Genomic DNA, 16,491 nt, shown 5'->3' on the forward strand with positions numbered 1-16,491 from the left:
CAATTCGCCAACATTTCCGACAGTTTGATCGAATTTTCGGCAAGTCGTGAAATTGGGGGTTGAAAAAGTATTATTATATGCCAATCCTTGCCTCGCCAGTTTGCTTCATCATCTCTGGGAGGATTAAGATGAAAAAAGCTCTCGTCGCGGCAACTGCTGCCGCTATTTTTGCAACTCTTGCATCCGGCGTTTCCGCAAAATCACTGACAGTCGGCTTCTCGCAGATCGGATCTGAATCCGGCTGGCGCGCAGCCGAAACGACTGTGACCAAGCAGGAAGCCGAAAAGCGTGGCGTTACGCTGAAATTTGCTGACGCCCAGCAAAAGCAGGAAAACCAGATCAAGGCGATCCGCGGCTTCATTGCCCAGGGCGTCGACGCCATCCTGATCGCTCCGGTGGTCGCCACCGGCTGGGATGCGGTTCTGAAGGAAGCCAAGGAAGAGAAAATCCCGGTCATTCTTCTCGACCGCGAAATCGAGTCCCCCAAGGATCTCTATCTTACCGCCGTAACCTCCGACCAGGTCTTCGAAGGCAAGGTCGCCGGCGAATGGCTTGCCAAGGACGTCGGCTCCAAGGACTGCAAGGTCGTCGAGCTTCAGGGCACGACCGGCTCTTCACCGGCAATCAACCGCAAGAAGGGCTTTGAGGAAGGCATCAAGGCTGCGTCCAACATCAAGATCGTGCGCTCGCAGACCGGCGACTTCACCCGCACCAAGGGCAAGGAAGTCATGGAAAGCTTCATCAAGGCGGAAGGCGGCGGCAAGGATATCTGTGCCGTTTACGCCCATAACGACGACATGGCCGTCGGCGCAATCCAGGCGATCAAGGAAGCCGGCCTGAAGCCGGGCACCGACATCAAGATCGTCTCGATCGACGCCGTGCCGGATATCTTCCAGGCTATGGCCAAGGGTGAAGCCAACGCGACCGTCGAACTGACGCCGAACATGGCCGGCCCCGCCTTCGATGCGCTGGAAGCCTATCTGAAGGACAAGAAGGAACCGAAGAAGTGGATCCAGACTGAGTCCAAGCTCTACACTCAGAAGGACGATCCGATGAAGGTCTACGAAGCCAAGAAAGGCCTCGGCTACTGATCTCCCGCTGTCCGGCGCTCGAAGCCGGACAGGATCAATGACCGGAGCGGGATTTCCCGCTTCGGTTTCTCATCAGCATGCGGGACGAAGACATGTCAGCACCACACGCTCTTCTCGAAGCCCGAGGCATCGGCAAATCCTTTTTCGGCATATCCGCCCTTGAAGACGTCGATTTCACCCTTCAGCAGGGCGAGATTCATGCGCTTCTCGGCGAAAACGGCGCAGGCAAATCAACACTGATCAAGATCCTGACCGGTGTCTATCGCCGCGATCGTGGCACGATCTATCTGCAAGGCAACGAGGTTTCCCCCGATGATGTCGCCGCCGCACAGGCGCTCGGCATCGGCACCGTCTATCAGGAGGTCAATCTTCTGGAAAACCTGACGGTAGCGGAAAACCTGTTTCTAGGCCGCCAGCCGCGCCGCTTCGGCATGATTGACCGCCGCACTATGCGCGAGCGCTCCAGAACTCTGCTTGAGCGATATGGCCTCAATATCGACGTCGACGCGCTTCTTTCTTCCTATTCCGTCGCGATCCGCCAGATCATCGCGATTGCCCGCGCCGTCGATCTTTCCGGCAAGGTCCTGGTTCTCGACGAACCGACGGCAAGCCTTGATGCCAACGAGGTGAAAGGCCTTTTCACCGTTCTGCGCCAGCTGCGCGAAGACGGCGTCGGCATCGTCATCATCACCCATTTCCTCGATCAAGTTTACGAGATCGCCGATCGCGTCACCGTGCTGCGCAACGGCCGGCTGGTCGGAAGCCGCGCAATCTCGGAACTGCCGCGCCTCGATCTGATCTCGATGATGCTCGGCCGCGAGCTGCAGCACATCACCCGCGATCATCAGGCAGAGCCGGAAACCATCGACGATCGCGGCGCGCCATCGATCCAGTTCCAGAATTACGGCAAGAAGGGCAGCGTCGCGCCCTTCGATCTTGATATCAGGCCGGGCGAGGTCGTCGGCATTGCAGGCCTGCTTGGTTCCGGCCGCAGCGAGACCGCTTTTCTGCTTTTCGGCATCGACCGCGCCGACAGCGGCACCGCCACGATCGATGGCCAACAGGTCTCAATCGCCTCGCCGGAAGCCGCTATCGGCAACCGCTTCGGTTTCTGTCCGGAAGAACGCAAGACGGATGGCATCGTCGGCGACCTGTCGGTGGCAGACAATATCGTGCTGGCGCTGCAGGCGCAGCGCGGCTGGATGCGGCCGATCTCGTCAGCCCAGAAGCGCGAATTCGCCGACAGCTTCATCAAGTCTCTCGACATTCGCCCCGCGGACCGCGAACGGCCGATCAAGTTTCTCTCCGGCGGCAACCAGCAGAAGGCGATCCTTGCCCGCTGGCTGGTGACGGAACCACGGCTGCTTATCCTCGACGAGCCGACCCGCGGTATCGATATCGGCGCTCATGCGGAAATCCTGAAAATGATCGAAAGATTGTGCTCCGAGGGCATGTCGCTCGTCGTCATATCTTCCGAGCTGGAAGAACTCACCGCAGTGGCCCACCGCGTCATCGTACTGTCCGACCGCCGCCATGTGGCTGAGCTTTCGGGCCGTCAGCTGACCACCGACGGGATCATCCGCGCCATTGCCGGCACCGGCGAAACGGAGGCTGCGTGATGACCTGGTTCACCCGCCGCCTGCGTCGCCTGGCACCACAGCTTGCCGCCCTCGCCATCATTCTCGGCATCATCAGCCTTATTGCCCCCGGCTTCCTAACGATATCCGTCCAGAACGGCCGGCTTTACGGCAGCCTGATCGATATTCTGGTTCGTGCCGCACCCGTTGCGCTACTTACCGTCGGCATGACGCTAGTGATCGCCACACGCGGCATCGACCTTTCGATCGGTGCCGTGATCGCCATTTGCGGTGCTGTCGCCGCCACTTTGATCACCGACGGTTATCCGCTGCCGGCCGTGATCGCCGTCTCTCTCGGCGTTGGCATTATCTGCGGTCTATGGAACGGCATACTCGTCGCCGTCCTCGATATCCAGCCGATCATCGCGACGCTTATCCTAATGGTGGCCGGCCGCGGCATCGCCCAGCTCATCACCGAAGGTGTCATCCTCACCTTCAATGACGATACGTTTGCAGCACTCGGCTCCGGCTCACTCGCCGGCATTCCAATCCCGATCTATCTCTGGGTCGGAACCGCACTTATCATCGGCCTTCTGATGCGGCGCACCGCCCTCGGCTTCCTGATCGAGGCGACCGGCATCAACCGCCGCGCGGCAAGCCTTGCCGGCGTGCGCGCCCGCTTCCTGCTCTTCTCAGCCTACGCGATTTCCGGCCTCTGCGCCGCCATTGCCGGCATGATCGTCACCGCCGACATTCGCGGTGCCGACGCCAACAATGCCGGCCTTTGGCTGGAACTCGATGCCATCCTTGCAGTCGTCGTCGGCGGCACGTCGCTCAATGGCGGACGTTTCTCGATCACCGCCTCGCTGATCGGCGCATTGATCATCCAGTCGATCAATACCGGCATTCTCGTTTCGGGCTTTCCGCCGGAATTCAACCTCATCATCAAGGCAGGCATCATCATCGTGGTGCTGACACTGCAATCGCCGGCGATCATGACCCTCTTCGGTTTCATCAAGGCCACCCGGCGAAGTGACAAGCTCAACCACGGCACGAAGGAGGCGACACGATGATCCATGCCCGCAACCTGCCCTTCGTCACCACGCTGGCGATCTTCGTCATCGCCTACGGGCTATGCGTCCTGCAGTTTCCCAACATGCTGTCGACGCGGGTAATCGGCAACCTTCTGACCGACAACGCCTTTTTGGGCATCGCAGCAGTAGGGATGACCTTCGTCATCCTGTCGGGCGGCATCGATCTTTCGGTCGGCTCGGTCATCGCCTTCACCAGCGTCTTTGTCGCCGTTTTGGTCGGCTCCTTCGGCGTACATCCGCTCACCGCCTTTCTCGCGGCACTGGTCATCTCGACCCTGTTCGGCTGCCTTATGGGGGCGATGATCCGCTACCTGATGATCCCGCCTTTTGTGGTGACGCTTGCAGGCATGTTCCTTGCACGTGGTGCTGCCTATCTCGTTTCGACGCAATCCGTGCCGATTACGCATGAATTCATCGACACCATGCTCGGCTTCTACATCCGTTTCCCGGGTGGCGGCCGGCTGACGCTGCTTGCGATGGTAATGCTCGTCGTCTTTGCAGTCGGCATCGTCGTCGCCTCGCGCACGCGCTTCGGCGCCAATGTCTATGCGATCGGCGGCAATCTTCAGTCAGCCGAGCTGATGGGTGTGCCGGTGGGTGCGACGACAATCCGCATCTACGCCTTGTCGGGCTTCCTGTCCGGCCTCGCCGGCATCGTCTATACACTTTACACGTCGTCCGGTTATTCGCTGGCGACGGTCGGCGTGGAACTCGATGCGATTGCCGCTGTGGTGATCGGAGGCACGTTGCTGACCGGCGGCGTCGGTCTGATCGCCGGCACCTTCATCGGCATCCTGCTGCAGGGGCTGATCCAGACCTACATCGTCTTCGACGGAACGCTGTCCTCCTGGTGGACGAAAATCGTCATCGGCATCCTGTTATTCGTATTCATTGTGTTGCAGCGCACCATCATCTGGTATTCGGACCGCCGACTTGCGGTACGACAATTGAAGGAAGTTTGATTTTGGGTCTTCTGGAAACGACCATCAGCGGCCGGAAGCGGCGCGGCAACCACGCCCATGTGGTCGCCGAGCTCGGGCGCGGTATCGTCTCCGGCAAGATACCGGAAGGCTCGCTCCTGCCCGGCGATGCGGAGCTTTCGGGCCGTTTCGGCGTCTCCCGCACCGTTCTGCGCGAGGCGATGAAGACGCTTTCCGCCAAACGGTTGATCGAAGCAAAGGCAAAGGTCGGCACGCGCGTGCTGCCGCGGGACAGCTGGAATTTCTTTGATTCGGATGTCCTCGGCTGGCGTTTCGAGAGCGGGCTGGATTACGAATTCATCGAACATCTTGCCGAGATCCGCCTTGCCCTTGAACCGGCAGCAGCCTCCGCAGCTGCGGCCCGCGCCACAAGCGACGACATCGTCGCGCTCTATGCGATCGCGGCGAAATTCGACAACCTCAACCACACGCCGGAATCGATCGCAAAGGTGGATCTCGAATTCCATCTGGCCATCGCCCGCATGTCCGGTAACCCGTTCATGCGTTCGGCGAGCGCACTGATCGAAGCGGCACTCGCGATTTCGTTCGAACTCTCGTCCCCCGCCGCTTCACCGGAAACAATCGACGAAGTGGCGACCAACCATTTGCGGATCGTCCATGCCATCGCCTCGCGTGATCCGGCCAAGGCGATGTCGGCAATGCGGCATGTGATCGAGGTCGGCAAGAGCCGTATTCGCGGATCGCTCCGCGGCTCGGATAAGAACGCGATCGACACCCGCAAGCCTGTCACGGTCAACAATAGTTGACTTCATAACTCATGAATGATCTTAGTCCGGGGAGACGATAGATATTCCGGACAACCGCCATGCTTCACCAGACCCGAGGCCGCATTACCCGTGACAACGGTGCCGCAATCGATGCGCTGAAGAAACGCGCAGCCGAGTGGGAAGTGCCGCTGACGCAGGAAGCAAAAGGTTTCTGCTTCCATGTCTGGAATTCCAAGGCAACGCTTTATCCGGACGAAACCGGCGTCACGATCGAGATCTCGTCGCCCGAACAGCGTCTGCTGCAGACCCTTCAGGGCAGCCTGACCGAGCTTTTCGAAGAATGTCTCCTCTGCCCGAAATGGGATGAAGTGGCCGAAGGCGCGCTCGCACCCGGCATGTCGCTGATGCAGGTCGCATCCATCACCAAACGGTCGCCCGGCTTCACCCGCGTGCGCCTCGAAGGGCACGATACGGAACGTTTTGGGGAAGGCTGCAGCTACCACTTCCGCCTCCTTATCCCCCGCAAGGGCCGCCCACCCTGCTGGCCGCGCATCGCTGCATCCGGCCGCACCGTATGGCCAGAGGGTGACGACGCCCTGCACCGGCCCGTCTACACCACCGTGGCTTATGGCCAGAACTGGCTCGAATTCGACATCTTCGAACACGCTGGCAGCCCGACATCCGCCTGGCTGGCGGAAGATCCGGTCGGACGGACGATCGGCATCATCGGTCCGGGCGGCGGCGGCTGCCCCGAGAGCCGCAACCTTTTCCTTTTCGGCGATGAAACCGCAGTGCCGGCCATCATCCGGATCCTTCAGGAAGCCCCAGGCGACGTCCGCGCATTTATCAAGGCAAGCCGTGAGGATCTCTGCGAACTCGCGGCCGATCACAGGGTCTCGACCGTCGACGATCTGATCCCGGCTCTGGAGGCTATCAACTTGGTCGACGGCGCTTATGTGTGGTTTGCAGGGCATGCAGATCAGGCACGCGTTGCGCGCGCATGCCTGACCGCTCGCGGCATGCAGAAACGTGATTTCACGGCCGCCGCCTACTGGAATTGAGCAGCCGGGCGGAACCTCTGAAAGCAGAAGCAGTAGAGTGATTTGCCACGCTCGGACATGCCGGGATGCACGGGAATTTTTGACATCCCTGTTTTAAGGTATCCTAATACCCGCAAGCGTCGGAATTGCTCGAATTAACCTTACCCCGTAACCTCGCTTGGTATTCTTGCTTGCTCAAAGCTGAAAAATGGGCACTTTTCATTAAATAAGAGCGCTCGCGGAGCTAATAGTGCCGCAAAGTGGAGGCGTCACAGCAATGTCGCGGTCGCCCTTTAGTGCGTGTTTCTGAATCGGATAATTGAGGTGCGGGCATGACTTACGAATCCGCCAGACTTATGTCTGAGGCTATAACGCTTTCTTCAGCGGCGGTTTTCTACTCCTTGATCGACGCCCTGGTCGAAAAGGGAATTCTGACCGGCGAGGAGGAAAAGGAAATCTACCTCTCTGCCATGGATAAGATCAGTGAGGTGGCCGGCGATGACGAAGACGGCACGCACGAACTCGCTCGCGAACTGATCGAACAGCAGATCGCTGATCGCGAGCTCTGACCCAACTCTGGGCCAACGTGCTGCGAGCAACATCGTCTCCATCATCGAGTTCCCGCATCCGCGGAAGCTCACCGTAACTCAGAAGAATGAAACGGCCAGCACAAGCAGAAGCGAGCTGGCCATCACGGTCGTTGCGAATGCACCGTTCCATTTGAGGACGATCGTCGTAGCCGAGGTGGATGTCAGGCGCGCCATGGTAATCGTCATCGCACTGATCGGCGAAAGCGCGATCCCCGCCGCCCAGCCGAGCGAAAGCGCCAGCGCCAGCAGCATCGGATGAGCATTGCCGAAGGCGGCTGCCCCGAACAACTGGGCGAGAAACACCACCACGATCGAATGCGGCACGAAGAGAAGCGCGCTCGCCGCGATCGCCACGATGCACAGACCTGCCAGCAGCGAAGGCGGTAACTGGTTCAACTCTGCCAGAAAATCTCCCCTGCCATCGAGGAAGACGACAGCCGTTGCCCCGATGACGCTGGCCGAGAGATAGATAGCACTCTCCGTCCGCATCACCGACATGTTGCCGACCATGCCTTTGACCTCGCGTCCGAGCCCCGAAATCGGCACACGCTGCTCGTAAACGATCCAGCCGAGAGCAAACAGCGGCAGGAGGATCAGCGAGGCGACAAGCGGACTTACATCGATCGCAGCGTGGATCGCCAGCGTGCCGCCAAACAGCCCGACGCAGGCGCAAAGCGTTATCGCAAGCGGACCGGCCGACGGCCTGTCACCGACATCGAGCACAGCATTGATTGTCTGGCCTGTCACCTCGGTGTGGAGGAGTGTCGTCACGAGGATCAAAGCCGCAGCAGTCGCGAAGGCGGCAATGATAAAAGCCGTCGGCGCGAGATTGGGAATGGACTGGGTGATGATGGCAAAACCGACACCGAGCGGCGACCATATGGTCATCAGAACCGTTCCGCGCATGGCCGCAAGCAGGATGGAACGACGCTCGCCCTGCCGGTCTTGGCCCTCGGTCGCCTTTGCCACCATCTGCCCGAGCAGCGAGATGATGCCGATATTGAAGAGCAGGCTGAGCAGATGGCTGCCGACCTTCACCGCCTGGTAACGCCTGCGGCCGGGCATGCTCATCAGATATTCCGCCGCATTCCTGATGATGTCCGAACGTCCGACCGCATAACGCAGCATGCCGAGCACGGACAGGAACGAGGAGAAGCCGACGCCCTGGTAGAGCGCCCGCTCAACGATCGCAGCCTTGCCGGCCGGAAGCAGGAATTCCGACGTTGCGCAGAGTATGAAGCCGGCGGTGACGAACACTTTGGCAATCGTCGCAAGCCGTTTCCAATCCGACAGCACTGCCACCGTGGCCAGAGCAGCGGCAGCCCGGAGCAGCCATACGGACCCCGGGGTCACATTTGCAAGAACGAAGAGAAACGCACCTGTGAGGGTAAGTACATCTGCCCAGCTGATAACCTGCTGCTTTTGCAGCGTTGCGGCTGAGGCACCCTTGCTCATGGATGAATAACTCCGGGACAGGCTCCGACCCGACACGCATGTGCGGAACGACGAGAAATCTTGAAATGGAATTCGGTGATATCAACAATCTGCAGTACGCGGCGATGCCCTGCCTGCAGGACAAACACCGAAATGCTGCATTGCAGCATAACATTGGAAAAGTCCAGCATTCGCAGAGCGAAAGCGCCTGCTGCGACGCAAACAATGCGCGTTTCACGCAGGTTGATGACCTATACACACAATTACGAAGTGCCGCTCAACGCGGCAGATCGCCTCGGTGGTGATTTTTAGGGCAACTGCATTCCTTGGCAGGCATGACTTCGCGATCGGTGAGCCAAGCGCATCCGAAGCACGATCGACTTAACTCGCCTGAGGTCAGGAAGCCTGCGACTCGTCATCCTCACGGGGCCGCTCTTCCGGGCCGATCGGATATTTGCGCGGAACACCATGGCTGCGGGCCGTGCGATCCCGGTGCAGGGCTGCACGCGCCAGAAGCATGAAGGTGATCGGCGTTGTGAAGGTCACGAAAATGCCGATCAGGATTTCATGGATGACCAGCCGCGAAGACGCGGCGGTGAAATAGATCATCGATGCAAGCATGATGCCGCCGATACCCCAGCTGGTGCCAAGCGCCGGCGCATGCAGCCGTTCGTAGAAGGACGGCAGACGCAGGAAACCGATCGCACCGATCAGCGCAAGAGCTGCGCCGACGAGAAGGAAGAAAGCCACCGCAAATGCGACGGGTAGGGGAAGGTCTACTGCAGGATAGATCATTCGATCACCTCCCCGCGCATCAGGAATTTTGCCAGCGCCACGGTGGAAACGAACCCGAGCAGGCCGATCACCAGCGCCGCCTCGAAATAGATGACCCGACCCGTGCCGATGCCGAATGTCACGAGCAGCAGCATCGCGTTGATATAGATCGTGTCGAGACCGATGATCCGGTCCTGCGCCCGCGGGCCGCGGAACATCCGGATTGCGGCGATCGCCATGGCGACCACGAGCATGAATTGCGCAATCGCGACTGCGGTGTAGATGATGACGGCACTCATGCGAATATCTCCATCAGCAGCTTTTCATAGCGGTTCTTGATCGTTGCGATCCACTGCTCTTCCTCCTCGAGATCGAGCACATGCATAAGGATCGAACCATCATAGGAATCATATTCCAGCCAGACCGATCCGGGCGTGCTCGTCAGGATGATCGCCAGAAGCGCCAGCGCGGTGCGGTCCTTGATCTCCAGTGGGATCGTCAGGAAACCGGCCTTCCCACCCTTCGTTCGGCCCCGGATGATCAGCCACGCCACCGCGATGTTGGAAAGCGCGATATCGTAAAGCACGATGAAAAACAGCTTGGGCAGAAGGTACCACTTGTTCAGCTTCGGTTTGTCCGGCCTAAGCGACGCCATCGCCCAGGAGGCAAATACCGCAACCAGCGCGCCGAGGATCAGATGTCCGAGCGTGAAGCTGTTGAGCAGCATCCACATCAGCGTCAGCGAGATCGTCAGGATCGGATAGGGAAGCATCAATAACCCTCCCCTGTGCCGTCATCGACACCCGGCACGACCGTCGCGTTGCGAACCGCGTCGATATAGAGGCTCGGATTGCTGAGCGTACGGATGGTCGTATCCATATACTGCATCGCCGAGTTGGCCTGCACCGTCAGGAACAGAGTCAGCGCCAGAAGGAACATTACCGGCACGATCTCGATCACCAGAACCCTTGGCACTACGCCTTCGAGCGAGGTCCAGAAGGTACGGATACCGACGCGCGTCATCGAAATCAGCGCTGCGACACCGGACAGGATGACGAGGATGATCAGCGTCCAGACGGGGGCAGTTGGCGGAACACCGATCGCGCCGGTGCCCATCATTGCCGACAACATGGCGAACTTGGCGATGAAGCCCGAGAGCGGCGGCAGGCCGGAGAGAAGAATGCCGCACATGGCAAAGCAGGTACCGAGGATCGCCATCGTGCCGGGCATGGTAACACCATCGCCCTCTTCCGGCTCGTCCTCGTCGGCATCGCCATAGGCTTCCATCGTCACGGCAAGAACGTTGGCGCCTGCATCCTGGCTTCGTTCGACAAGCTCGATCAGCATGAAGAAGGCGCTGATCGTCAGTGTTGAACTGACCAGATAAAGCAGCGCACCCGAGGACACCGCACCATCATTGATGCCGAGAACCATCAGCAGCGTGCCTGAAGACACAAGCACCGAAAAGCCGGCCAACCTGCCGAGTGCCTGCGATGCCAGGATACCGATCGTACCGAAGATCAGCGTCGCCATGCCGCCATAGAGCAGCACCGTGGAACCGAAGCCGGCCGACGGCCCGTTATCGAAGAGGAGCATGGTCAGCCGCAGGATGACATAAATGCCGAGCTTGCTGAGGATGGCAAAAATGCCGGCAACCGGGGCCGAAGCTGCGCTATAGGCCGTGGGCAGCCAGAAGCAGAGCGGCCACATGCCGGCCTTGATCAGGAAGGCAATGCCGAGCACCCCGGCGCCCGCCTCCATCAGCATCCGGCGATCCGCTTCCATGTCCGGAATACGGGCCGCGAGATCCGCCATATTGAGCGTGCCGGCCGTGCCGTAGATCAGGCTGACGCCGATCAGGAAGAGCAGCGCTGCCGCAAGGTTGACCGCGATGTAGTGCATCCCGGCCTTGACGCGCAGCTGACCCGAACCGTGCAGCAACAGACCATAGGATGCCGCCAGCATCACTTCGAAGAAAACGAAGAGATTGAACAGGTCGCCGGTCAGGAAAGCGCCGTTCACGCCCATCAGCAGCAACTGGAACATCGAATGGAAATGCGAGCCCATCGCATGCCAGCGCGCCAGCGAATAGACGAGTGCGGCGACAGCGACCGACGCTGTCAGAAGCAGCATCAGGGCAGACAGGCCGTCCAGCACGAGAACGATACCGAACGGCGCCGACCAGTTGCCGAGCAGATAGACACCTTCGTAGCCGTTCGGGCCGCTTTCGATGCGGAAAAGAATGAAGGCGACCGTCAGAAGCAGAAGCATCGAGACGAGGCTTACCATCGCCTTGGTCACGCGCTGTCGTTCATCGATGACAACCAGGATGGCCGCTGCCACAAGCGGGATCAGGATCGGTGCGATGATGAGGTGATGCGACCAGCCGTTCATCGCTTCTCCCCTCTGCCGTCCACATGGTCGGTGCCGGTCATGCCGCGTGAAGCGAGCAGGACAACGAGGAAGAGTGCCGTCGTTGCAAATCCGATGACGATGGCGGTCAGCACCAGCGCCTGCGGCACCGGATCGGCCAGAACGTCATGCCCGCCCCCTTCACTCAGAATTGGCGGAACATTCGTCTTCACGCCACCGACGCTGAAGATGAACAGGTTCACTGCATAAGACAGGAGCGAGAGCCCGATAATGACTTGATAGGTGCGCGGACGCAGGATGAGCCACACGCCGCAACTGGTCATGACGCCGATGGCGATGGAAAGGATGATCTCCATTAGCTCTCCTTCGCCTTTTCGGCCTCGATCGTGCGAAGGCGGGTTATGCGGATGGACTGGTGCGCAAGCGCGACGAGAATAAGCACCGTCGACCCTACCACCAGAAGGAACACCCCGAGATCGAAGAGCAACGCCGTTGCAGCCGGCACCTTGCCGATGAGCGGCAGCGTCAGATACTGCGAATGGGACGTCAGGAACGGATAGCCGAGGAACCATGCGCCTATGCCCGTGAGCGTGGCGATGATCAGCCCGAGCCCCATCCACCAGAGTGGCAGGATGCGGATGCGGTCTTCCGCCCAGCGCGTACCGCCCGCCAGATATTGCAGCAGGAAGGCGATCGACAGCGTCAACCCGGCCGAGAAGCCGCCGCCCGGCAAATCATGCCCGCGTATGAAGAGATAGACGGCAAAGGTGATGATGACCGGGAACATCCACTGCATGATCACCGATGGCACGAGCAGGTATTCGCGCACCGTATCGCCTGCGTTCCGCTCCGGCCGCTCCTCATCAAAACGGTTCTGGATCCGCTGCTGTTCAGGCATGACCATCGTGTCAGGCGCCGGACGGAAACGGCGGAGAAGCGCGAAGACGGTGAGTGCAACGATGCCGAGAACAACGATTTCGCCGAGCGTATCGAACCCGCGGAAATCGACGAGAATAACGTTGACGACATTGCGACCACCACCTTCGGAATAGGCGTTCTCCAGGAAGTAGGTCGCGATCGCATCCGGCACCGGCATTGTCATGACGGCATAGGCAATGAAGGTCATGCCGATACCGCAGATGATCGCAATCAGTAGGTCGCGGAAACGCCGGAAACGGGCGCGGAAGGTCACTGATTCATCCATCTTCTCCGTCCGCTTGGGCAGCCAGCGCAGGCCGAGAAGAATGAGAACGGTGGTAACGATCTCGACCAGCAGCTGGGTGATCGCGAGATCCGGAGCTGAAAGCCAGACAAACGTGATGCAGACGATAAGCCCGATGCCGCCCAGCATGACCAGTGCGGCAAGCCGGTGGTATTTGGCGAGATAGGCCGTGCCGAGCGCAAGGCAGATACCGATCAGCCAGATGCCGGCAAACACCTTGTCGACGCCCGAAAAGACGAAGGTCCGTGGCTCGAAACCGGAATGCCAGAGCGGCAGCAGTCCCGCCAGGAAACCGGTCACGACAACCCAGCGCAATTGCGGCTGCAGATTGCGCGTGCCGATCCGCTGTTCGGCCATGCGCGCCCAGCGCCATGAAACCTCGACCAGTATGCGCTCGAAGATACGCTGGCCCTTGAGCCGCCGGATCAGCGGAGGACCGTCCTCGCAGGTCGCAAGATAATGGCGCAGGACGAAATAGAGCGCCGCACCGCCGACAAGCGCGATGAGGCTCATGATCAGCGGCAGGTTGAAGCCGTGCCACATGGAAAGGCTGTATTCCGGCGTCTGCGTACCAAGTACGCTGACGACAGCCGTATGCAGGAACGGGCCGACCGAAAATGCCGGCACGATCCCGACGATCAGGCAGATGACGACCAGCAGCTCGATCGGAAAACGCATCCAGCGCGGCGGTTCGTGCGGCGTATCCTTCGGCAGATTGGTTGGCGACGGACCGAAGAAGACCGTATGGATGAAGCGCAGCGAATAGGCGACGCTGAACGCGCCGGCAAGCGTTGCGACATAGGGGAGGATGATGTCGAGAACCGAATCCGCATGCGTCTCGATTGCCTCGGCGAAGAACATTTCCTTTGACAGGAAGCCGTTGAGCAGCGGCACGCCCGCCATAGCCGCGCTCGCCACCATGGCAAGCGTCGCTGTATAGGGCAGATAGCGGAATAGCCCGCTTAATCGCCGCATGTCGCGCGTTCCGGTCTCATGATCGATGATACCGGCCGCCATGAACAGCGATGCCTTGAAGGTCGCGTGGTTGAGCATGTGGAAGATCGCGGCCACCGTGGCCAGCGGACTTCCGAGACTGAGCAGCGTAGTGATCAGCCCAAGATGGCTGATGGTCGAATAGGCGAGAAGCCCTTTCAGATCCTGCTGGAAGATCGCGAAAAATGCGCCGAGCAGAAGCGTGAAAATGCCGGCAGCGCCCAGAATGAAGAACCATTCATAGGTGCCGGAAAGAGCAGGCGAGAAGCGCGCCAGAAGGAAGACCCCGGCCTTTACCATGGTTGCCGAATGAAGGAAGGCGGACACTGGCGTGGGCGCCGCCATGGCATTTGGCAGCCAGAAATGAAACGGAAACTGCGCACTTTTCGTCAGCGCACCGAGCAGGATGAAGACTAGCGCCGGAACATAGAGCGAGTGACTGCGGATCAGATCACCCGAGGCGAGGATCTTGTCGAGATCGTAGCTGCCGACAATGTTGCCGAGCAGAAGAAGCCCGATCAGCAGGCAGAAACCGCCGATACCGGTGATCGTCAGGGCCATACGGGCGCCATCGCGCGCCGCAGCCGAGTTGTTCCAGTAGCTGATCAGAAGGAAGGACGAGATGCTCGTCAGTTCCCAGAAGATTGAAAGCAGGATCACATTGCCGGAAAGCACGATGCCGAGCATCGCCCCCATGAATGCGAGAAAGAAGGAAAAGAACCGCGGAACCGGATCTTCCTCGGACATGTAATAGCGGGCGTAAACCGTAACCAGGAAGCCGATGCCGTTGATCAGCACGCAGAACATCCAGGCGAAACCGTCCAGACGCAGCGAAAAATTCAGCCCGAGCTGAGGGATCCATTCTATGGTGTAACGAAGGACATTGCCGTCGGTCACCTGCGGATAGGCAAGCACGGTAATGACGAGGCAGCCGAACGCCACCAGCGAGGCCAGTCGCGACGGCAAAGCCGTCGATGCCGTGTTCAGGAGCAGTACGGAAAGGAGACTTCCGATAAACGGCAGGGCCAGCAGCAAGACAAGAAAGTGCGGCGCAAGCGTTATCCCAATGTCCCATCCCTTCATTCTCGAGGCATTTCAGTCCTTTATCATGTAATGGGGTGCCCCACTAGCCAACCGGATCAAACTGCCATATATGATTTATTCTGACCAATATGGGCAATTTGGAACAATGGGTCAACCGGATCAGGGAAAGATTTTGTCACCGGCGCTCTGTCGGGCAGGCCGTGGCTTCCTCGACTGGACGCAAGGCGATCTGGCGGATCGCTCAGGCGTGTCCCGCAGCACGATCAGGGACTATGAAGGTGATCGCCATGAGGTTCACCGCTCGACCGAAGCCCAGCTCAGGCGCGCCTTCGAAGAGGGCGGGCTGGCTTTCGTGACAGTGGAAGATGGCTGTGTCGCCATTTGCCCCAAGGACAAGAAAACGGCTTCCGACTGACATCGGTTCACCCGACGCGGGCTTTGTGGAACTGCTGCCGATATTCCGAAGGCGAGATGCCGACCTCCTTCTTGAACGCCTTGCAGAAATAATTCGCATCCGCATAGGAAAGATCGAGTGAAACATTGCTGATCGGGAGGTCGCTGTTTTGCAGCAAAACCTTGGCGCGCTCGATCCGCTGCCCCTTCAGATAGGAAATGAAGGTGGTATTCATTTTCTTGCGAAACAGCCGGCTAAGATAACAGGGGCTGACATGCGCAAATTCCGCCGCGTCCTCAAGCGTTACCCCCTTGGAAAGATTGCGCTCGATGAAATGCAGAACCGTTTCGATCCGCTCCCCGGCTGCCCCGCCATGCTCCTGTCCGGGGTCGAAAAGAATGTCGGTGATCTGACATAGCAATTCCTGGACCTTGTACTGGCTGCGGGCATCGAGGCGCTGGTTTTCCAGCTCTGCGACCTGCCGCGCCATCGGCAACGGTAATTTGCGGTCCATCTCCTCCAGAAGATCCGTCAGGATTTCGGCAAGATCGAGCACTTCATGGCGCGGTGCCACGTCCTTGTGAGCATAGATGCCTTCCAGCCGCGTCCGCACCAGACGAAGGCAGTCACGATAGGCGCGCCTTTCGACCAGAGACCGGATACGATCTGCGATGTCGATTTCGTCCTCCACCTCATCCTCAGCGGCATCCATCGCCGGCATCAGACGCAGGTTCGGCACTATCTTTTCAGTAACCGGCATGGCCAGGCAATCACGAACCCCATCAAGCAACGCCTCGGTCCGTACCGGCTTTAAGAGAAAACCGTCGGCCTTGTACTGGATCGCCGCCTGCATGATGTCGAAATAGTCGTAGGCCGTAACAATCAGCACTTTCGTCGCCAGATGCCGCTCACGCACCATCTGCAGCAGTTCCAGCCCGTTGGGACGTGGTATCTTGATGTCGAGCAGCATCACGTCGATGCGTTCGCTCTCAAGCAGCCTGACCGCCTCCGACCCGTTCTTGGCTTCGCCGACGATCCTGATGTCATCCGTATTGCGCTCGATGATCGAGCGCAGGGCGCGCCGCTCCAGTTCCTCGTCTTCGACGATTGCCATGTTGAACATGCAAATCTCCTCTCAAGCGTCAGCCGCCCGCCCT

Annotated in this window: 16 protein-coding genes; 8 read left to right on the top strand and 8 right to left on the bottom strand. The window is 59.5% G+C overall.

The genetic code is table 11. The annotated features are described in order from the left end of the window. The first annotated feature begins 122 nt into the window (after positions 1–122). The 7 genes from ytfQ to ACI3K0_RS23080 all read left to right on the top strand — a co-directional run bounded on the left by ytfQ (position 123) and on the right by ACI3K0_RS23080 (position 7,079). The gene (gene ytfQ / locus ACI3K0_RS23050) at positions 123–1,091 is read left to right on the top strand and encodes a galactofuranose ABC transporter, galactofuranose-binding protein YtfQ (protein ID WP_373289457.1); all 969 of its coding nucleotides are present in this window, start codon (positions 123–125) and stop codon (positions 1,089–1,091) included. 92 nt (positions 1,092–1,183) lie between these two features. Further along, positions 1,184–2,710, top strand: coding sequence for a sugar ABC transporter ATP-binding protein (locus ACI3K0_RS23055; protein WP_404946324.1), 1,527 nt, complete (start codon positions 1,184–1,186; stop codon positions 2,708–2,710). Continuing rightward, entirely contained in the window at positions 2,710–3,741 is a 1,032-nt protein-coding gene (locus ACI3K0_RS23060) for an ABC transporter permease (protein ID WP_404946325.1), read from the top strand. Before ACI3K0_RS23055 ends, ACI3K0_RS23060 begins: the two co-directional genes overlap by 1 nt. After that, complete coding sequence (gene yjfF, locus ACI3K0_RS23065; protein WP_404946326.1) at positions 3,738–4,724, top strand: galactofuranose ABC transporter, permease protein YjfF; 987 nt, start codon at positions 3,738–3,740, stop codon at positions 4,722–4,724. The genes ACI3K0_RS23060 and yjfF overlap by 4 nt, the downstream gene beginning before the upstream one ends. A 2-nt stretch (positions 4,725–4,726) precedes the next feature. Next, the gene (locus tag ACI3K0_RS23070; RefSeq protein ID WP_183829313.1) at positions 4,727–5,509 is read left to right on the top strand and encodes a FadR/GntR family transcriptional regulator; all 783 of its coding nucleotides are present in this window, start codon (positions 4,727–4,729) and stop codon (positions 5,507–5,509) included. Positions 5,510–5,568: 59 nt separating this feature from the next. Further along, entirely contained in the window at positions 5,569–6,531 is a 963-nt protein-coding gene (locus ACI3K0_RS23075) for a siderophore-interacting protein (protein ID WP_404946327.1), read from the top strand. A 311-nt stretch (positions 6,532–6,842) separates the two neighbouring features. Continuing rightward, positions 6,843–7,079, top strand: a complete 237-nt coding sequence (locus tag ACI3K0_RS23080) for a hypothetical protein (protein ID WP_148147705.1) — start codon at positions 6,843–6,845, stop codon at positions 7,077–7,079. A 78-nt stretch (positions 7,080–7,157) separates the two neighbouring features. Here the strand turns inward: ACI3K0_RS23080 and ACI3K0_RS23085 are convergent, their stop codons facing one another. From ACI3K0_RS23085 to ACI3K0_RS23115, 7 genes are all read right to left on the bottom strand, one after another. Beyond that, positions 7,158–8,555, bottom strand: coding sequence for a hypothetical protein (locus ACI3K0_RS23085; protein WP_404946328.1), 1,398 nt, complete (start codon positions 8,553–8,555; stop codon positions 7,158–7,160). A gap of 375 nt (positions 8,556–8,930) precedes the next feature. After that, positions 8,931–9,329 (bottom strand): monovalent cation/H(+) antiporter subunit G, encoded by a 399-nt coding sequence (gene mnhG / locus ACI3K0_RS23090; RefSeq protein WP_183686373.1) that lies wholly within the window; start codon positions 9,327–9,329, stop codon positions 8,931–8,933. Then, positions 9,326–9,607 (bottom strand): K+/H+ antiporter subunit F, encoded by a 282-nt coding sequence (locus tag ACI3K0_RS23095; RefSeq protein ID WP_112505878.1) that lies wholly within the window; start codon positions 9,605–9,607, stop codon positions 9,326–9,328. Before ACI3K0_RS23095 ends, mnhG begins: the two co-directional genes overlap by 4 nt. Next, on the bottom strand, positions 9,604–10,080 hold the full coding sequence (locus ACI3K0_RS23100) for a Na+/H+ antiporter subunit E (protein WP_404946329.1): 477 nt from the start codon (positions 10,078–10,080) through the stop codon (positions 9,604–9,606). Before ACI3K0_RS23100 ends, ACI3K0_RS23095 begins: the two co-directional genes overlap by 4 nt. Next, positions 10,080–11,702 carry a monovalent cation/H+ antiporter subunit D gene (locus ACI3K0_RS23105; RefSeq protein WP_404946330.1) on the bottom strand — a complete coding sequence of 541 codons (1,623 nt, stop codon included), beginning with the start codon at positions 11,700–11,702 and terminating at the stop codon, positions 10,080–10,082. The genes ACI3K0_RS23100 and ACI3K0_RS23105 overlap by 1 nt, the downstream gene beginning before the upstream one ends. Continuing rightward, positions 11,699–12,037 (bottom strand): Na+/H+ antiporter subunit C, encoded by a 339-nt coding sequence (locus ACI3K0_RS23110; protein WP_183829326.1) that lies wholly within the window; start codon positions 12,035–12,037, stop codon positions 11,699–11,701. Before ACI3K0_RS23110 ends, ACI3K0_RS23105 begins: the two co-directional genes overlap by 4 nt. Further along, positions 12,037–14,979 carry a monovalent cation/H+ antiporter subunit A gene (locus tag ACI3K0_RS23115; protein ID WP_404946331.1) on the bottom strand — a complete coding sequence of 981 codons (2,943 nt, stop codon included), beginning with the start codon at positions 14,977–14,979 and terminating at the stop codon, positions 12,037–12,039. Before ACI3K0_RS23115 ends, ACI3K0_RS23110 begins: the two co-directional genes overlap by 1 nt. 61 nt (positions 14,980–15,040) lie before the next feature. Between ACI3K0_RS23115 and ACI3K0_RS23120 the strand changes: the two genes are divergently transcribed. Next, on the top strand, positions 15,041–15,355 hold the full coding sequence (locus ACI3K0_RS23120) for a helix-turn-helix transcriptional regulator (RefSeq protein ID WP_206828030.1): 315 nt from the start codon (positions 15,041–15,043) through the stop codon (positions 15,353–15,355). A gap of 7 nt (positions 15,356–15,362) precedes the next feature. On the opposite strand, the gene ACI3K0_RS23125 is transcribed toward ACI3K0_RS23120, so the two are convergent. Continuing rightward, on the bottom strand, positions 15,363–16,457 hold the full coding sequence (locus tag ACI3K0_RS23125; RefSeq protein ID WP_404946332.1) for a response regulator: 1,095 nt from the start codon (positions 16,455–16,457) through the stop codon (positions 15,363–15,365). Between the last annotated feature and the right edge of the window lie 34 nt (positions 16,458–16,491).

The organism is Rhizobium sp. ZW T2_16, from assembly GCF_044987325.1.
Classification (GTDB): Bacteria; Pseudomonadota; Alphaproteobacteria; order Rhizobiales; family Rhizobiaceae; genus Neorhizobium; species Neorhizobium cellulosilyticum.